At 71.5% G+C, this 16554-nt stretch carries 14 protein-coding genes; 7 read left to right on the top strand and 7 right to left on the bottom strand.

Going from position 1 to position 16554, the window contains the following annotated elements; all coding sequences use genetic code 11:
* Positions 1-6: 6 nt before the first annotated feature.
* The 4 genes from truD to B378_RS0103895 form a co-directional block, all read right to left on the bottom strand.
* Positions 7-1464, bottom strand: a complete 1458-nt coding sequence (gene truD / locus B378_RS0103880) for a tRNA pseudouridine(13) synthase TruD (protein ID WP_017342510.1) — start codon at positions 1462-1464, stop codon at positions 7-9.
* Entirely contained in the window at positions 1464-1802 is a 339-nt protein-coding gene (pth2, locus tag B378_RS0103885) for a peptidyl-tRNA hydrolase Pth2 (protein WP_017342511.1), read from the bottom strand. The genes truD and pth2 overlap by 1 nt, the downstream gene beginning before the upstream one ends.
* A gap of 106 nt (positions 1803-1908) precedes the next feature.
* Positions 1909-2727: a bacteriorhodopsin gene (locus B378_RS0103890; RefSeq protein WP_017342512.1), complete on the bottom strand. Its 819-nt coding sequence runs from the start codon at positions 2725-2727 to the stop codon at positions 1909-1911.
* Between the two features lie 252 nt (positions 2728-2979).
* Entirely contained in the window at positions 2980-4515 is a 1536-nt protein-coding gene (locus tag B378_RS0103895; protein WP_017342513.1) for an NAD(P)/FAD-dependent oxidoreductase, read from the bottom strand.
* A 134-nt stretch (positions 4516-4649) separates the two neighbouring features.
* Here B378_RS0103895 and B378_RS0103900 point away from each other — a divergent pair, with 134 nt between their 5' ends.
* The 6 genes from B378_RS0103900 to B378_RS0103925 all read left to right on the top strand — a co-directional run bounded on the left by B378_RS0103900 (position 4650) and on the right by B378_RS0103925 (position 10735).
* On the top strand, positions 4650-5429 hold the full coding sequence (locus tag B378_RS0103900) for a helix-turn-helix domain-containing protein (RefSeq protein WP_017342514.1): 780 nt from the start codon (positions 4650-4652) through the stop codon (positions 5427-5429).
* Between the two features lie 62 nt (positions 5430-5491).
* Positions 5492-5917: a plastocyanin/azurin family copper-binding protein gene (locus B378_RS0103905; RefSeq protein ID WP_017342515.1), complete on the top strand. Its 426-nt coding sequence runs from the start codon at positions 5492-5494 to the stop codon at positions 5915-5917.
* A gap of 60 nt (positions 5918-5977) precedes the next feature.
* Positions 5978-6814, top strand: a complete 837-nt coding sequence (locus B378_RS0103910; protein WP_017342516.1) for a sulfite exporter TauE/SafE family protein — start codon at positions 5978-5980, stop codon at positions 6812-6814.
* A gap of 1 nt (position 6815) precedes the next feature.
* Positions 6816-9374: a cation-translocating P-type ATPase gene (locus B378_RS0103915; RefSeq protein WP_017342517.1), complete on the top strand. Its 2559-nt coding sequence runs from the start codon at positions 6816-6818 to the stop codon at positions 9372-9374.
* A gap of 54 nt (positions 9375-9428) precedes the next feature.
* Complete coding sequence (locus B378_RS0103920; protein WP_017342518.1) at positions 9429-9851, top strand: hypothetical protein; 423 nt, start codon at positions 9429-9431, stop codon at positions 9849-9851.
* 98 nt (positions 9852-9949) lie between these two features.
* Positions 9950-10735 (top strand): aldo/keto reductase, encoded by a 786-nt coding sequence (locus B378_RS0103925; protein WP_026046169.1) that lies wholly within the window; start codon positions 9950-9952, stop codon positions 10733-10735.
* A gap of 16 nt (positions 10736-10751) precedes the next feature.
* Here the strand turns inward: B378_RS0103925 and B378_RS0103930 are convergent, their stop codons facing one another.
* Together B378_RS0103930 and B378_RS0103935 are read right to left on the bottom strand one after the other, a co-directional pair.
* Positions 10752-12176, bottom strand: a complete 1425-nt coding sequence (locus tag B378_RS0103930) for a PAS domain-containing sensor histidine kinase (protein WP_017342520.1) — start codon at positions 12174-12176, stop codon at positions 10752-10754.
* A 132-nt stretch (positions 12177-12308) separates the two neighbouring features.
* Positions 12309-14114, bottom strand: coding sequence for a S9 family peptidase (locus tag B378_RS0103935; RefSeq protein WP_017342521.1), 1806 nt, complete (start codon positions 14112-14114; stop codon positions 12309-12311).
* A gap of 112 nt (positions 14115-14226) precedes the next feature.
* Here B378_RS0103935 and B378_RS0103940 point away from each other — a divergent pair, with 112 nt between their 5' ends.
* A complete protein-coding gene (locus tag B378_RS0103940) occupies positions 14227-15276 on the top strand; it encodes a glycosyltransferase (protein WP_017342522.1) in 1050 nt (349 codons plus the stop codon).
* A 51-nt stretch (positions 15277-15327) separates the two neighbouring features.
* On the opposite strand, the gene B378_RS0103945 is transcribed toward B378_RS0103940, so the two are convergent.
* Positions 15328-15966, bottom strand: coding sequence for a halocyanin domain-containing protein (locus B378_RS0103945; protein ID WP_017342523.1), 639 nt, complete (start codon positions 15964-15966; stop codon positions 15328-15330).
* Positions 15967-16554 lie beyond the last annotated feature (588 nt).

The following is a 16554-nucleotide window of genomic DNA, read 5'->3' on the forward strand; positions in this document are numbered from 1 at the left end:
GACCGCTCACAGGTCAAGCGGACCGCTTTTCGTGAACTCGCGGAGCAGCACGGTCGCGTACGAACCGCTCGGGAGCGCGAACGCGAAGCACGGGTCGCCGCCCGCGAACGTCACGTCGAGGTCGGTACGGAGGAGGATCGCCCGCCGCGTCCCCTTGGAGTCGAACTCGCCGGGGAGCGCGAAGTCGCCCGGCTCGATCCCGGCGTCGGCGAGGACCTCCCGCTCGATCTCGCCCGGCTCGCCGTCGCCGAGCTCCGTCTCGGTGCCGACGAGCGGCGCGGTGACGAACGCCCGCCCGCGCTCGCAGTGCCGGGAGACCACGTCGACCCGGTCGGCGTCGACCCGCTGGAGCCGGTCCGTGTCCGGCGCGTACAGCTCCTCGGGCGCGTCGCCGTCGGCGAAACACACCACATCGCCGGCGACGGGGCGGTCGAACGGGAGCCCGCGGCGCAGTCGCTCGCTCACGACCCGGTTGAAGAGGGACGACTGCGCGGCGTTGACGAACAGCCGCTGGAGGTTCGAGGGCACCGCCTCTAAGGCGTGCCACCAGTCCTCGTCGTCCGGCGGCGCGGCCGGGTCGACGCCGCGGTCGGCGAGCCGGTGGACCATCGACCGCTCGAACCGGAGCTTGCCGGGGATCGCGTCGAGGCAGGCGGCCCAGTCGCCGTCGCCCGTGCCGTCGGCGGCGGGACCCGACTCCCCGCCGACGCCGAACGCCGCGTCGACGCGGTCGCGCGCGGCCCGGGTGTCGTCGGGCTCCGTCTCGGCCGGGTTGCCGGCGTACAGCCGGACCGCCTCGCGGGGGTCGCGCCGGGCGATCGCGAGCCCCACGAGGTGCGTCACCGGCCGCCGGCTGCCGAACCGCTGCTGGCCGAAGTAGTTCGGGACGCCGACGGTCGCTTCGATCGGAACGTCGCCCTCACCGTCGGGAGGGGCCTCTCCGTCGCCCGCGAACGCGCGGAGGTCCCGCACCGCGTCGGTGACGCGTTCGGGGGCGTCGTCGACCGCGTCCGTGACCCGGATCTCGAAGGCGTTGCCCGCGAGGTCGCCGAACGAGAGGCTCCGCCCCGCCCGGCCGAGCGCCTCGATCTCGGCGCCGCGGATCTCGGGGAGTTCGTCGGCGTCGACCCCGCGGACCGTGAACAGCTGGGTGGTGACCGCGCGCTTGTCCTTCGTCCCGGCCCACGAGACGCGCTCGCGGCTGATCCCGAGCGCGTCCGAGAGCCGGCGCGCGAAGTCGTTCGTGTCCCAGTCGCGGAGCGTCGCCCGGAGGACGAGCTCGGGGTAACTTCCGGGGTCGGCGTCGAGCGGTTCCGCGTCGAACGCCTCCAGCTCGCGGACGCGGAAGTCCTCGGGCGACTCGCGGAGCCGGCCGCCGATCCCGTCGGCGTCGCTCACGTAGTGATCGATGCCGACCGCCTGCTCGGTCGGGTGCGCCTCGCGAAGGGTGCGTTCGACGGCCATTAATACAGCGAGAGGTCGCCGGTCACGCGGTCGACACTGTCGTCACGGGCGGGCCCGACCGCGAGCGCGGTGACGGTGCCGGGCTCCAGCTGCGTGTGGCCGGCGTCGCGGACGATGGCGTAGGGAAGCCCCTCCTTGTCGGCCTTGTCGGCCAGCTCGAACAGCTGGCTCTCGGAGTCGCCCTTCAGCACGACCTTCTTCTGCCCCTCGCCCTGCCACTTCTTGCGGGCGCGCTTGCCCGCGTCCTGGTACGCGGACAGCGACGCGTGCGCGACCTGCGCGGCGAGCTTCCCCTCGCCCATGCCGATGTCCGTCCGGGCGACGATGGCCTGTTTCATACCGTCTCCACCGCCGCCGCGGGTTTAGCGCTTTTCTCTCCGCCGCCGAGTCGCGGGGCTCGTCGTCGCCAGTCGAAAAAGAAAGAAGCCGGAACCGAAAGCGTCCTCAGTCGTCGGCGGGCGCCGCGCCGCTGCGCGAGGCCGAGCCGAGGCCGGAGGCCATGTCGGCGACGGTCCGCTCGTTGTTGACGACCCAGCGCAGCAGGAGGAACGCGAAGAGGTACTTCGCGACGATGTCCATCCCGCTGTACGCCCACGAGGTGATCGCGATGTCCAGCACCGCGATCCCCTCCGCCCCGAGCGCCCAGAAGATCGGGTAGCCGAGCCAGAGGACCACGGTGAGCACCTTCAGCGTGTTGAAGATGTCCGCGGTGCCGGCGACCTCCGCGTCCTTCGCCCACTCAGCGAGCAGGATATAGAGGACGACGACGAAGAACGCGCAGCTGATGGCGTACCAGACCCACCGCAACAGGAGGGAGGACGTGGTCAGCGCGGCCGCGAGCCCGGTGATACACATCCCGACGTCGGCCACCACGGCGGTGAACAGCTTGCTCAGGTTCGACCCGGCGAGCAGGCCGAGCGCGACGAGGATCATCGGCGTCGAGAACGCCCACGTGAGGTATCGGCCCCACGGGGTGAACACGCCGCCCTCCGGCCCGGCGCCCGCGCCGGCGAGCGCGTGTCCCGCCGGCATCTCGAGGAAGCTGACGGTGAGTCCGGAGACGAGCCCCGTGTAACTGGAGATGGACACCAGCGGTACCATCAGGGTTGCGACGAAGATCAGCTGTGCCCGGGGGTCCTCCACGTTCCGTCCCATATAGACGAACAGGAGGATCGACAGGCCCGCGAGGGCGATGTTTACCCAGAGCGACGCGCTCAACAGCGTGTTGCTCTGAATGAACTGGAATATCTCTGTCTGGGTCATTTCGAGCGGGACTGTTCCGCTTGCGAGTAAGTCAGCCGCTGCTGTTTCGATCATGCGACAGTGCTAATCACGTGGCGTATTTATTAAATGTACTAACCTTACTGGTAAGGTTTTCTAACCGTTTTTGATCTCGCGACCTGTTTTTCGAAATATTTTTTCTCTTCTCACTAACTGTGGACGAGCGTTTTGTTCTCTCCCCCGCTCTTCTCTCCTCCTCTCCGCTCCGTTCTGCTCCGCTCTTCCCGGCGCCACTCACTGACCCACCAGCGGCAGCCGGTCGAAGGGGCCTCCACCGGCCGCGTCCGCCTCGACCGCGGCCGCGCAGTGCTCGCCTCCGAGCAGGCACATCGGCACGCCGATCCCGGGGTTCGCGCTCCCGCCGACGTAGTAGAGCCGGTCGGTCCCCCGAACGCGCGGCCCGGGGCGCAGCGGCCCGGTCTGTCGCATCGTGTGGGCGAGCCCGAGCGCGCTCCCGCCGGGCTGGTCGAATCGCTCCGCGAACTCGGAGACGCACGCCGACTCCTCGGCGACGATCCGGTCGCGGAGGTCGACGCCGGCCCGCGAGGCCACCGCGTCGAGGACACGTTCCCTGAGCGCCGCCCGCCGCTCCGGCGTGTCGTCGAGCCCCGGCGCGAGCGGCACGAGCGTCACGACCGCCTCGTGGCCGTCGGGCGCGACCGACGGGTCCGTCCGCGACGGGACGTTCACGTACACGACCGGCTCCGTCTCCCCGGTCGGCCACGCGGGGTCGTCGAAGATGGCCGCGAAGTGCGGGTCCCAGTCCGTCGGCAGCGCGAGCGTGTGGTGTTCTAACTCCGGCAGCTCCCCCTTGACGCCGAGGTACAGCAGGTGCGCCGAGGGGCCGTACGTCCGCCGGTCCCAGTAGTCGCCGAGCCGCGGCACCGTCCCCTCGGGGAGCAGCTCGCGCTCGACGTGGGCCGGCGGCGCGTTACAGACCACCCGGTCGTGAACGTAGCGGTCGCCGCCGAGCTCGGCCTCGACGCCGCCGTCGATCGGCTCCAGCCCCGTCACCTCGACGCCGGTGTGAACGTCGGCGCCGGCGTCGCGGGCGACCGTCTCGACGGCCTCGATCACCTCGTACATCCCGCCCAGCGGGTAGTAGACGCCGAGCCCGTAATCGACGTGGCTCATCAGCTGGTACAGCGCCGGCGTGTTGTGCGGCGACCCGCCGAGGAACACGAGCGTGTACTCTAACAGCTGCCTGAGCTTCGGGTGGTCGACGTACGACCGCACCGTCTCGTCGAGGCTGGACAAGAGGTCCAGCTCCCGCCCCCCGGCGAGGACGTCCAGCGAGAGGTAGTCGCGGAAGCGCGACCGCCCGGGGAGCACGAACCGCTCCATGCCGGCGTCGTACGCCCGCTCCGCGTCGTCGAGGTACTCGCGGAACGCCGCTCCCGCCCCGTCCTCGTACGACTCGAACAGGTCGGCGGCGGCCGCGGGGTCGGCGGGGACGTCGGCGCTGTCGCCGTCGTCCCAGAACACGCGGTAGTGCGGGTCGAGCCGCTCCAACTCGTAGAAATCCTCCGGCGACCGGCCGAAGTCGTCGAAGAACCGTTCGAAGAGGTCCGGGAGCAGGTACCACGACGGGCCGGTGTCGAACCGGAACCCGTCGAGCTCCAGCCGCCCGGCGACGCCCCCGACGCGCTCGGCCCGCTCGTACACCGTCACCTCCGCACCGGCGGCCGCGAGGTAGGCCGCCGCCGAGAGCCCGCCGACGCCGCCGCCCACTACCCCTACCGACTCCCCGCGGAGCGACTCGTCGCTCATGGGTACGGTAGGGACTCGCGCCCTGTGAGTCGTTGCCAACTCTCGACGGGGCTTTATGAAGCGGGCCGCCGGTCCGCCGCGAGGCGTACTCGTTCGGGTTCCTTTTTTTCCGGCTTCGACCACGAAATCGACACATGGGACAGCGGTCGCGGTCGTCCGACTCCAGCCGCGCCGAACGCCCGGAGTCGGCCGGCCCCTCGGGCTCCGACGGCGGTGGCACCTCGGACGCGGCGCGGAGCGGCTCGGACGCGGCGCGGGACGCCGGGCGGTCCACCGGTCCGGGCGGCTCCGGCGACGCCGGCGTCCGCGTCGAGGTCGTGGTCCGCGATCCGACGCCCGCGCCCGTGGCGGAGGCGCTGCCGCCCGGGGCGGTCGCGGAGGACGTCGACCGCGTCCGCGTCGACGGCGCCGCCGTGTCGCAGTTCCGCGCCGACCGCGCCGTCGACGCCGAACTCGTCTTCGACGGGGGCGACGAGTTCGTCTACCGCTGCCGGAGTCGGGCCCCGGACCAGTTCCCGTCCGACGCCGTCGAGTCGCTCGGTTACCCCGTCTCGTCGGTCACGGTCCGGACGGCGCCCGACCGCGTTCGGCTCGGGCTCTCCCTGCCCGCGGCCGACCCGCTGGGCGACGTGATCGACGCGCTGGAGGCGACGGGCGGCTCGGTGCGGCTCGAACGGCTCACCAGCTCCGGCGGGGCCGACACCCGCTCGGACCCGGTCGTCGTCGACCGCGGGCGGCTCACGGAGCGCCAGCGGGAGGTGGTCCGGACCGCCCACCGGCTCGGCTACTTCGAGCACCCGCGCGGGGCGAGCGCGACCGAGGTGGCCGACGCGATCGGCATCGCCCGCGCGACCTTCTCGGAACACCTCGCGGCGGCGCAGCGCCGCGTCTTCGAGGACCTCGTCGGCGGGTGAACCCGTTCCCGCGCGGCGGGGTCGACCGCGATATTAAAACCGTTCAGGCTCCCAGATGGGGTATGTATCGCAGACGGTTCCTCCGGCGGACGGGTGCCGTCGGGAGCGCGGCGGCCGGGGTCGCCCTCGCCGGCTGCGCGGGCGTCGGCGGCGAACCGGACTACGACGTCGGCATGCTCGCGACCGCGTACCAGCCCCGCGAGATCACGGTCTCGGTCGGCGACACCGTCGTCTGGGAGAACACGAGCGCGCGCTCGCACACGGTCACCGCGACCGCGGGCGGCATCCCGGACGACGCCGAGTTCTTCGCCTCCGGCGGCTTCGACGACTACGCGACCGCCGAGGCGGCGTGGCAGTCAGACTTCGGCGGGCGACTGGAGAACGGCGACCGGTTCGAGCACACCTTCACCGTCCCCGGCGCCTACGAGTACGTCTGTATCCCTCACCGCGAGGGCGGGATGTACGGGACGGTCGTCGTGGAGGAGTGAGTCGCGCGTGACCAGAGCCCCGCTCCCCTCCGCGCGCCGAACGGGAGGTGACCGACTCGCGTGACCCTCTCCGCGCTCCTCGGAACCGACGTCCTGCTGTTCCTCGCGATCGGGTTGCTCGGCGGCGCCCACTGTATCGGCATGTGCGGCCCGCTCGTCACGGTGTACGCGAGCCGGATGGACGCCGACGCCGGGCGGACCGACGGCGGCGAGGCGGGCGCCGCGCGCACCGCGAGCGGGACCTCCGGCCGCGAAGGGCACCTGACAACCTACGAGGTCCGCCAGCACGCGCTGTTCAACCTCGGGCGCGCGGCGAGCTACGCGACGATCGGAACCCTCCTCGGCGCGCTCGGCGGTGCGGTCCTCGTCACCACCGCGACCCTGACCGGCGCCGCGACGGCGGTCCGCGGTGGAGTCGGGCTCCTCGTCGGCGCAGCCGTGATCCTCGTCGGCGTCCGCTACCTCCTCGGCGGCGCGACCGGCGGGGTCCACCTCCCCGGGCTCGAACGCGTCACGGGGTGGCTCACCGGACACGTCGACCGGCTCGCGAACGGCCCGGGCATCGTCGCGCTCGGCGCGGTCCACGGGCTGCTCCCCTGTCCGATCCTCTACCCTGCGTATCTGTACGCGTTCGCGAGCGGCTCGGCGGTCGCGGGCGGCGTCGCGCTCGGCGCGCTCGGGCTCGGGACGATCCCGGCCGTCTTCGCGTACGGCACCCTCATCGAGAGCGTCGACCCCGTCCACCGCCGCCGGATACACCGGCTACTCGGCGTCGCGTTCGTCGCGCTCGGCTACGTGCTGTTCGCCCACGGGCTGATGTCGGTCGGGATCCACGTGCCGCACCCGCGGCTCCCGTTCTGGAACCCGCTCGACGCCGGAATGATGGGGGGTATGTGAGATGAGCGAGGGGCCTCCGTCTCCGGGCGAAGGCAAGAACGGCGACCCCGCCGCCTGCACGCTCTGTGAACTCTCGACCGAGGGCGTCGACGTCACCGACGAGGCGGGCAACCGGTTCTGCTGTACCGGCTGCCGGGACGTGTATGGCGCCCTCGGCGACGTCGACGTGGACGCCGACGCGGTCCGCGAACGGCGGCGGGAGCGGGACGGTGCCGCGGAGGACGGCGAGGGGTCCGCCGACGGCGACCGCGACGTCCCCGACGGCCACGAGGCGACGTACCTGGAGGTCGACGGGATGCACTGCGCGACCTGCGAGGCGTTCATCGAAACGGTGGCGACCGACGCCGACGGCGTCAGCGGCGCGAGCGCGAGCTACGTCACCGACACGGTGCGGATCGACCGCGACCCCGACGCGGTCACCGTCGACGACCTCACGGAGACGGTGAGCGGCCTCGGCTACAGCGCCTACGCCCGCGACGACGCCTTCGCGCGGCGGCAGGCGAGCAACATGGCGACCGCGCGGCTCGCGGCCGGCGTCCTCGTCGGGATGGCCGTCATGCTGCAGTACATCGTGCTCATCTACCCGACGTACTTCGCGTTCCCCTTCTACAACCAGCGGACCCTCGACTACCTCAACGAGGCGATGGCCTCGACCTCCGGGACGTACTTCTTCATCGTCATCGCCGTCCTCACGACCATCGTCCTCTTCTTCACCGGGAAGCCGATACTACGCGGCGCGTACGTCAGCGCGAAGACGCGCTCGCCGAACATGGACCTCCTCGTCGCCATCGCGGCGGTGAGCGCGTACCTCTACAGCACGCTCGCGGTGATCTTCGTCGAGTCGCCCTCGGTCTACTACGACGTGACCGTCGCGATCATCGTCATCGTCACCGTCGGGAACCACTACGAGGACTCCGTGAAGGACCGCGCGACGGAGCTGCTCTCCGAGGTCACCGCGGTCCAGGTCGACGACGCGCGGCGGCTGACCGCCGACGGCGACACCAAGTCGGTCGCCGTTGAGGCGCTCGAACCCGGCGACCGGCTCCTCGTGCGCGCCGGCGAGCGGGTCCCCGTCGACGGCGAGGCGGTCGACGGCGACGCCGCGGTCGACGAGTCGGTCGTTACCGGCGAGTCGCTCCCGGTCCGGAAGGTCGCCGGCGACGCGGTGGTCGGCGGCTCCGTCGTGACGGACGGATCGCTCACGGTCGCCGTCGGTCCGGACGCGACCTCCAGCCTCGACCGCGTCGCAGAGCTCGTCTACGACCTCCAGAGCGGGAACCACGGCGTCCAGAAGCTCGCCGACCGGCTCGCGACCGTCTTCGTCCCGGCCGTCCTCGTCATCGCCGCCGTCGCGGCGGGCGCGTCCCTCGCGCTCGGCGGCGCGCCGACGGACGCGATGCTCGTCGGACTGACGGTGCTGATCGTCTCGTGTCCGTGCGCGCTCGGCTTGGCGACGCCGCTCGCGGTCGCCGCCGGGATCCGCGACGCCCTCGAACGCAACATCGTCGTGTTCGACGACACCGTCTTCGAGCGGATCCGCGACGCCGACACGGTCGTCTTCGACAAGACCGGCACGCTGACCACCGGCGAGATGCGGCTCGTCGCCCGCGAGCTCGACGACGACCTGCTCCGGCTCGCGGCCGCCCTCGAATCGCGCTCCGCGCACCCGGTCGGGCAGGCGATCGCCGCGGCGCGCTCCGCGGCGGGCGCGGCCGACGCCGCTCTCGGCGAGGCCGGCGAGGACGGCGCGACGCCGGCGGTCGCGGACGGCGGGGTGGAGCCGGTCGACGGCGAGACCGGCGAGGGAGGCGACGCTCCCGCCGTCGAGTCCTTCGAGAGCCACGCCCGCGGCGTCTCCGGCGTCGTCGACGGCGTCGAGGTCGTCGTCGGCCACCCGGACCTGTTCGACGAGCGCGGCTGGACCGTCCCCGACGAGATCCGCGAGGCGGTCGCCGACGCGCGCGACGTGGGCCGCGTCCCGGTCGCCGTCGGCCGCGACGGCGCGGCTGAGGGGTTCGTGGTGGTGGGCGACGAGCTGCGCGAGGGGTGGGAGGAGACGGTGACGGCGCTCGACGAGTCTGGCGTTGAGGTGATCGTCCTCACCGGCGACGACGAGCGCGCCGCGACCGTCTTCGCCGACCACGACGCGGTGTCGTCGGTGTTCGCCGGCGTGCCGCCGGAGGGGAAGGCCGAGGCAGTCGGGCGGCTGAAGGAGCGCGGCGTCACCGTGATGGTCGGCGACGGCACTAACGACGCGCCGGCGCTCGCGGCGGCGGACCTCGGGATCGCGCTCGGCGGCGGCACCGCGATGGCGGCCGACGCCGCCGACGTGGCTATCGTCGACGACGACCTCGGCTCCGTGGCGACCGTCTTCGAGCTCGCCCGGGCGGCCGGCCGGCGCGTGAGGGGCAACATCGGCTGGGCGTTCTGCTACAACGCGGTCGCCATCCCGCTCGCGGCGACCGGCCTCCTGAACCCGCTGTTCGCCGCCGTCGCGATGGGCGCGTCGAGCCTGCTCGTGGTGACGAACTCCTCGCGCGCGCTGCTGGCCGACGACTGAGCGCCCGCGGCCGCGACCCGAAGGCACTTTTCAGTCCCGGTCGTGGCGCCACGTATGTCCCTCCACGAAGCCGAGCGGCGCCGCGACCGGGGGTCGTCCTCGACCGACGACGCCGAGAGCGACGACGAGACCGACCGTCGGCTCGGCGTCACCCTGATCGTCGCGCTCGCGCTGATCAGCGGCCTCACTGACCTCGTCGGCGGACTGGCGCTGGCCGCGAGTCCGCTGTTCCTGATCGGGGTCCCGGTCGCCGCGATCGGGGCCGTGAAATGCTGGGCCGCGCTCGGCCTCCGCCGACGCAGCCCCCGAGCGCTCGGGCTCACCTTCCTGTTCTTCGGCGTCGGCGCCATGGTATCGACGGGCGAACTCCTCTTCGCGCTCCGGGGCGGCGGCGGCCTCGTCGCCCCCGCGGCCGCGCTCGCGCTCGACCTCGCGGTCGTCGGCTACCTCTTCGTGCTCGTCGACGAGTTCGACTGAGCGGCCCGCCCCTACCGCAAGCGATTTTCGGCTCACGCGAGTAGACGAGGGTGATGACAGATCAACAGCAGCAGCCCGCGATACCGACCCGCAACGGAATGCCCGTTCTCGGGCTTGGGACGTGGGAGAACGACGACCCCGCGCAGTGTACCGAGTCGGTCGCGAACGCGCTCGACGCCGGCTACCGCCACGTCGACACCGCCCAGATCTACGGCAACGAGGCGGCCGTCGGCGAGGGGATCGCGAAAAGCGACGTGGACCGCGAGGACATCTTCCTCGCGTCGAAGGTGTGGATCGACAACCTCGCGCCCGCCGACGTGGCCTCGTCGACCCGCGAGAGCCTCGACAAGCTCGGCGTCGACGCGGTTGACCTCATGTACGTCCACTGGCCGGCCGGGGAGTACGAGCCCGAGGAGACGCTGCCGGCGTTCGCCGAGCTGCGCGACGACGGCCTGATCGACCGGATCGGCGTCTCCAACTTCGAGCCGCACCACCTCGACGCCGCGACGGACGCGCTCGGCGAGGCGCCGTTCGCGAACCAGGTCGAGATGCACCCGCTGCTCCGTCAGGAGGAGCTCCGCGAGTACGCCGACGCCAACGACGTCGAGCTCGTCGCCTACTCGCCGCTCGCGCGCGGCGAGATCCTCGACGACCCCGACATCGTCGACATCGCGGAGAAGCACGGCGTCAGCGCCGCGCAGGTCAGCCTCGCGTGGCTCCGCGAGAAGGGCGTCACGGCCATCCCGAAGGCGACCGGGATCGACCACATCCGCGACAACCTCGCGAGCGTCGACCTCGACATCGACGACGAGGATGCCGCGGCGATCGACTCCCTCGGCCGGACCGACCGCCAGCTCAACCCCGACTTCGGGCCCGACTGGTAAGCGCCTGACGCGCCGCTCACTCGGACGCGAGCGGCAGCGACACCGTGATCCGGTTGCCGCGCTTGCCGCCGGCCCGATCATGCCCGCCGCCCGCCGTGCCGACGTCGACCGACACGCTCCCGTTCGACAGCTCCACGCTCCAGTAGACGAGCCAGAAGCCGAGCCCGCTGCTGTGATACACTTGGCTCATGTCGTGGTCGCCGGTGAGCACGTCGGCCTCGACCGCCGGGATGGGGGGCAGGTCGTCCTCGACCACGAGCTCGGCGCCCGCCTCGGTGCGGCGGAGGCTGACCGTCACCGTCGGCGTCCCCTCGTTGCTGTGCTGGAACGGGTTCTCTAGGAGTTCGATCACCGCCGAGCGGAGTTCGCAGCGCCCCTCCACCGCCACCGCGTCGAGGTCCTCGACCGCGATCGACCCCTCCGGGTACCGCTCGCGGACGGTCTCGACCGCCTCCTCGACCACGTTCCGGAGGTCGATCGCGTCGGTCTCCCGCCCGTCGGTGATCAGCTCGATGACCTCCCGCTCCTTCTGTGCGGTGCTGAGGAGGCTCTCGCCGACCCGCCGGATCACCGCCGTGTGCTCCGCCGAATCGGGTATCTCCGCCTCTAGCTCCTCGACCTTCCCGAGGACGATGTTGAGGTTGTTCCGGAGGTTGTGGCGCAGGAGGTTGTCCATCACGACGAGCTGGCGCTCGCGCCGCCGCCGGTCCGTGATGTCCTTCGTGAACCCCGTGATGCGGACCACTTCGCCGTCCTCGACGATCGGCTCTCCCTGGACCCAGACGCACCGGTTGTAGTTCTCGTCGGCGTTCACCCGGTACTCCATGTCCACCGACGAGCCCGCCGAGAGGGCCTCCATCGCCTCCTCGACTGCCGGGCGGTCGTCCGGGTGGATCGCGTCGAGGAACGTCTCGGGGTCGCCGCGGACCTCGTCGATCGAGGTCCCGTAGATCTCCTCGTACGCGGGGTTCGCGAAGAGCAGCTCCGACCAGTCGGCGTCGAACATCCAGAGGACGTCGCTGGAGACGGCGGCGATCTCCCTGAGGTGCGAGGCGGTCTCCGCGCGCTCCCGCTCGGCCCGGACCCGGTCGGTGACGTCGCGGGAGCTGACTACGTAGCCGTCGAGCGCGTCGTCGGTGAGGTTCGACATCCGGCTCTCCAGCCAGACCCACGATCCGTCCGCGGCCCGGTGGCGGTACTCGATCGACTCCTCGGTGAAGTCGTCCGTGTCGATCGTGCGGCGGAACGCCCGCTCGACCGCCTCCCGCTCGTCCGGGTGTACGTACTCGAAGGCGACGTCGCCGAGGAGCTCCGCCGGCGCGAATCCGAGGATCCGCTCCGCCGCCGCGTTGACGTAGGTGAACCGCCCCTCGTCGTCGAGCAGGGCGATCTTGTCCTGCGCCTGATCGAGCAGCAGCGCGGACGCCTCGGATCCGGTCATTTTTCTCGCTTTCCTCGCCCGGAAACATAACAGTCACGACGGTCCGCGCACGGGTTTCACGGCGTTTCGCCCGACCCCGGAGCCGTCCGGCAAGACCGCGGTCCGGACGCCCCCGCTCCGAGACCCTCCGGCTCAGACGTGCTCCGCGAGGAAGTCGACGATCTCCCGGTACGCCTCGATCCGGTTGTCGAGCTTCGCGAAGCCGTGCCCCTCGTCGTCGAAGATCAGCTTCCGGACGGGGACGCCCTGCTCGCGGGCCTCCTCGACGATCTGTTCGGCCTCGCCGACGGGCACCCGCGGGTCGTTCTCGCCGTGGAGGACGAACAGCGGCGTCTCGATCCGCTCGATGTTGTTGATCGGCGAGACGGACTCGAGGAACTCGCGGTCCGCGTCGAGCGAGCCGTACTCGGCCTCGCGCAGCGACCGCCGCCAGTCCCCGGTGTTTTCGAGGAACGTGACGAAGTTCGCGATCCCGACGATGTCGACGCCCGCGGCCCACAGCTCGGGGTACTCCGTTAGCGACGCCAGCACCATGAAGCCGCCGTAGGAGCCGCCCATCGCGACGACGCGGTCGGGGTCGACCTCGGGGTGGTCGTGGAGCCAGCCGACTCCCTCCCGAATGTCTTTCACCGAGTCCATCCGGTTCTCCACGTCGTCGAGCCCGGAGTACGCCTTCCCGTATCCGGAGGAGCCGCGGACGTTGGGCTCGAAGACGGCGTACCCGTTGTTCAGGAGGTACTGCGTGACGGAGGCGAAGGAGGGCCGCCGCTGCGACTCGGGGCCGCCGTGGATGTCGACGACGACCGGGTAGCCCGACTCCGGCGGCTCCGTCTCCGGCACGGAGAAGAACGCGGGGATCTCTCTGCCGTCGAAGGTGGGGTAGTGGACCAGCTCGCGCTCGACGAACGTGTCCGGGGGAACCCCCGCGGTCGAGGCGCGGGTCCACCGCTCCGCATCGCCCGTGGTCGCGTCGACCACGTAGACGTTCGCGTTGTGCGTGCTCCCCGTCGCCGTCACCGCGAACCGGTCGCCGTCGGGACCGAAGCTCACGCCGCCCGCGACGCCGTCCGGCAGGTCCGGTTCCGGGAACTCGTCGATCCGGTCGGGCGCGACGAGTTCGCCGGCGGTGAGCTCGGTGTAGCCGTCGACGTTCCGGGAGTAGACCAGTCGCCGGGACTCCTCGTCTATCGCGACGCCGTCGACGTTCCACTCGCCGCCGTCCGCGACGACCGCGAACTCGTCGGTCTCCAGGTCCAGCCGCTCTAACCGAAGGGTGTCGGTGTCGCGGTCGGTGACGAGGTAGATCCCCTCGCCGTCGGGGCCCCACTCCGGGCCGGAGTAGCGCACGTCGCCCTCGTGGGGCGTGTGGTGGGTGAGGTCGCCGGTCGACAGATCGAGGGTGTACACGTCGTGGTCGAACGAGGAGTGCGCCTCGTGGACGATCAGCCGGTCATCGCTCGGCGACCAGCCGGCGACGGAGAGCCAGCCGTCGCCCTCGTACACGAGTTCGGCGTCGTCGCCCGTCTCGTCGCGGCCCTGAACGTACACGTCGAAGACGGCCTCGTCGCGCCGGTTCGACGCGAACGCGAACCGGTCGCCGGTCGAGTCCCAGCCGCCCCATCGGTGTTTCGCCTCGGGCATGTCGGTGAGCTCCGTGATCGCGCCGGACTCGTAATCGAGCCGGTACAGCTGCGCGCGCTCGTTGCCGCCCTCGTCCATGCCGAAGACGGCCTCTGAGCGCTCCGGCGAGGAGTCGACGAAGGAGACGGACTCCTCGAAGAAGGTGTGCTGTTCGGGCCACGACTCCGGCTCGCGGACCGACCACACTTGGCCCGTTCCTGTCGTGTCGAGGAGGAAGGACAGCCGGCCGTCGGGACCGAGGTCGGCGCCGCCCGCGTTCCGGACGTTGAGGTAGCGTTCGATGTCGTACTGTCGCATGCCACTCGGTTCCGCGCGTGTCGGGAAACCGTTTCGGGTGACGGAACCCCGACGCGGTTTCGGCCACCCGGATGCCGTGTCTTTTTACCGGCGCCCCCCGTCCGGTCGGCGTATGCGCGTCGCGTTCGTCTCGCTCTTCGCCCCCGGACACGGGGAGACCTCGGCGCGAACGCGAACCCTGCGGACCGCCCGCGCGCTCGCCGACCGCGGCCACGACGTGGTCTGGCTCTGCGCGCAGTGGTGGGGCGGCGACCACGACGCCTTCGACGAGGACGGCGTCGAGTACCGGGCGGTCACCGTCGAGCCCGCGCCGGTCGCGTTCGCCGCGAAGCTCCCGGCCGCGCTCCGGCGCGTCGGGCCCGACGTCGTCCACGCGGTCAACAGCCCGCCGACGCCCGCGCTCGCCGCCACGGTGGCCGGGTCGCTGTCGCGGGCGCCGGTCGTCGTCGACTGGTGGCGCGACCACCCCGCCGACGCCCGCCGCTGGTACCGACCGCTCGCGCGGCGCGCGGACGCGGTGACGACGCCCTCGCGGACCACCAAGACGCGCGTCCGCGAACACGGGGCCGACGGCGCCGACGTGCGGGTGCTCCCCGAGAGCATCGACTTCGACGCCGTCGAGGCCGCGGACGTCGACGACCGGTTCGACGCGGTGTACTCGCGGCGGCTCGACCGCCACGCCAACGTCGAGACGTTCCTGCTCGGGCTCGCCGAGCTCCGCGGCCGCGACTGGACCGCCGCGGTGATCGGCGACGGCCCCGAGCGCGGCCGGATCGAGGCGACCGCGAGCGACCTCCGGATCGACGACCGGGTCGAGTTCCTCGGCGACCTGTCGGTCGAAGAGCGGATCCCGATATTTAAAGGAACGCACGTCGCGGTCGCGACGGCGACGTGGGAGACGTTCGCGACCGACCTGCTGTGGGCGGTCGCGTGCGGCTGCGTCGCCCTCGTCGAGTACCAGGCCGATTCGAGCGCACACGAACTCGTCGAGGGGCGCGAGCGCGGGCGCCTCGTGACGAGCCCGGCGGAGTTAGCCGACGAGTTCGTCGCGGTCGGCGACCTCGAACGGCGCGCGGTCGACCGCGAGTTCGCCTCCTTCGACCGCGAGGCGGTGATCGACCGCTACGTCGCGCTGTACGAGGAGCTCGTCGACGGGGAGTGACGGGACCGCTGCGGGCGAGGGCGACCCCGAGAAGAGCGCAACCGTCGTCCGCTACGTCTGCTCCTGCCGGGTGATCGTGCCGCCGTACTTCATGAAGACGAACGCCAGCCCCAGCGTGCTCACCATCGCCATGAACGTCGCGATGCCGAGCGCGCGGGCGGCGTCCGGGACGAACACCGCGTCCGAGCCGCCGCCGCCGCCGACCTCGACGGTGGCGACGTCCTCGCCGACGGCGAGGCCGCCGTGCATGCCAACCGCGGTGTGGGGCACGCAGTGGTAGTGGGTGATGCCGGCGTCCTCGCTCGACGTCTCGTACTCGTAGGTGGCGCCCTCCTCGCCGACGGGGTCGCCGCTGTCGAGGCTGGCCGGGCCGCCACCGTCGACGGTCTGGACGTTGTGGGAGCCGCCGGCGCCTGTCCACTCCCAGGTGATCGTCGTTCCCTCGTCGACCCACACGAGGGTCGGGTCGAACGCGAGCCCCTGGTCGCCGGCGCCGACCGAGATGGTCACCGAGTCCTGACCGCGGGCGTCGGTGTACGACCCGACGTTGCCGTTGGCGGCGCTCGGCCAGTCGGGTTCCACTTCCTGTGCAGCCGCCGTCCCCGCCGTCGCCGTCGCCGCGCCGGCGGCGGCCGCCGCACCGCCGGCCGTCCGCATGAATGCGCGCCGAGAGACGTCGTCCGAACTCATACAGGCCGGTTCGTGGTGACCCGTAGTGAATATGTTGATCCGAACGCGAGATCACTGTTGAACGACGACCGCCACCGAAGCCCCAGCCGCTCGGCCGCACGTGGCTACTTCTAAATCGACGATCAACGCGACCGCCACCGAAGCCCCAGCCGCTCGGCCGCACGTGGCTACTTCTAAATCGACGATCAACGCGACCGCTACCGAAGCCCCAGCCGCGAGGGCGGCGCACACTCGGTGCGCTCCTCGCTCGTTCGCTCCGCTCACTCGCTGCGGTGCTTCCGTCGTCTGCGCCGCCCTCGCGGCTGCCCCTTCGAGTCCCACCCCGCACCGCGACAGCACCTCACGCCTCCCCAGCCTCGTCGGTGGTCCTCCGCTTCGCTCCGGACCACCGACTCCCTCGCGCGGGCTCCTCGCGGCCTCCGCTTCGCTCCGGCCGCTCGCAGGCACGCGCCACCGCCCAGCAGGTTGATTTATAAGGGTCACTCGCCACTGCGGTCGCGTATTTAAATATCCTCTACCCCCGGATCCGGTCGAGGTCGTCGAGGAACGCCCGCAGCGCCGCACGCGTCACGTGCGGCATACACACCA

This window comes from Halorubrum sp. T3 (genome assembly GCF_000296615.1).
GTDB lineage: Archaea > Halobacteriota > Halobacteria > Halobacteriales > Haloferacaceae > Halorubrum > Halorubrum ruber.

Bases quoted from the DNA above. Each gene is read 5' to 3' on its own strand.
- truD (WP_017342510.1), bottom strand. From the start codon at position 1,464: ATGGCCGTCGAACGCACCCTTCGCGAGGCGCACCCGACCGAGCAGGCG.
- pth2 (WP_017342511.1), bottom strand. From the start codon at position 1,802: ATGAAACAGGCCATCGTCGCCCGGACGGACATCGGCATGGGCGAGGGG.
- B378_RS0103890 (WP_017342512.1), bottom strand. From the start codon at position 2,727: ATGACCCAGACAGAGATATTCCAGTTCATTCAGAGCAACACGCTGTTG.
- B378_RS0103895 (WP_017342513.1), bottom strand. From the start codon at position 4,515: ATGAGCGACGAGTCGCTCCGCGGGGAGTCGGTAGGGGTAGTGGGCGGC.
- B378_RS0103900 (WP_017342514.1), top strand. From the start codon at position 4,650: ATGGGACAGCGGTCGCGGTCGTCCGACTCCAGCCGCGCCGAACGCCCG.
- B378_RS0103905 (WP_017342515.1), top strand. From the start codon at position 5,492: ATGTATCGCAGACGGTTCCTCCGGCGGACGGGTGCCGTCGGGAGCGCG.
- B378_RS0103915 (WP_017342517.1), top strand. From the start codon at position 6,816: ATGAGCGAGGGGCCTCCGTCTCCGGGCGAAGGCAAGAACGGCGACCCC.
- B378_RS0103920 (WP_017342518.1), top strand. From the start codon at position 9,429: ATGTCCCTCCACGAAGCCGAGCGGCGCCGCGACCGGGGGTCGTCCTCG.
- B378_RS0103925 (WP_026046169.1), top strand. From the start codon at position 9,950: ATGCCCGTTCTCGGGCTTGGGACGTGGGAGAACGACGACCCCGCGCAG.
- B378_RS0103930 (WP_017342520.1), bottom strand. From the start codon at position 12,176: ATGACCGGATCCGAGGCGTCCGCGCTGCTGCTCGATCAGGCGCAGGAC.
- B378_RS0103935 (WP_017342521.1), bottom strand. From the start codon at position 14,114: ATGCGACAGTACGACATCGAACGCTACCTCAACGTCCGGAACGCGGGC.
- B378_RS0103940 (WP_017342522.1), top strand. From the start codon at position 14,227: ATGCGCGTCGCGTTCGTCTCGCTCTTCGCCCCCGGACACGGGGAGACC.
- B378_RS0103945 (WP_017342523.1), bottom strand. From the start codon at position 15,966: ATGAGTTCGGACGACGTCTCTCGGCGCGCATTCATGCGGACGGCCGGC.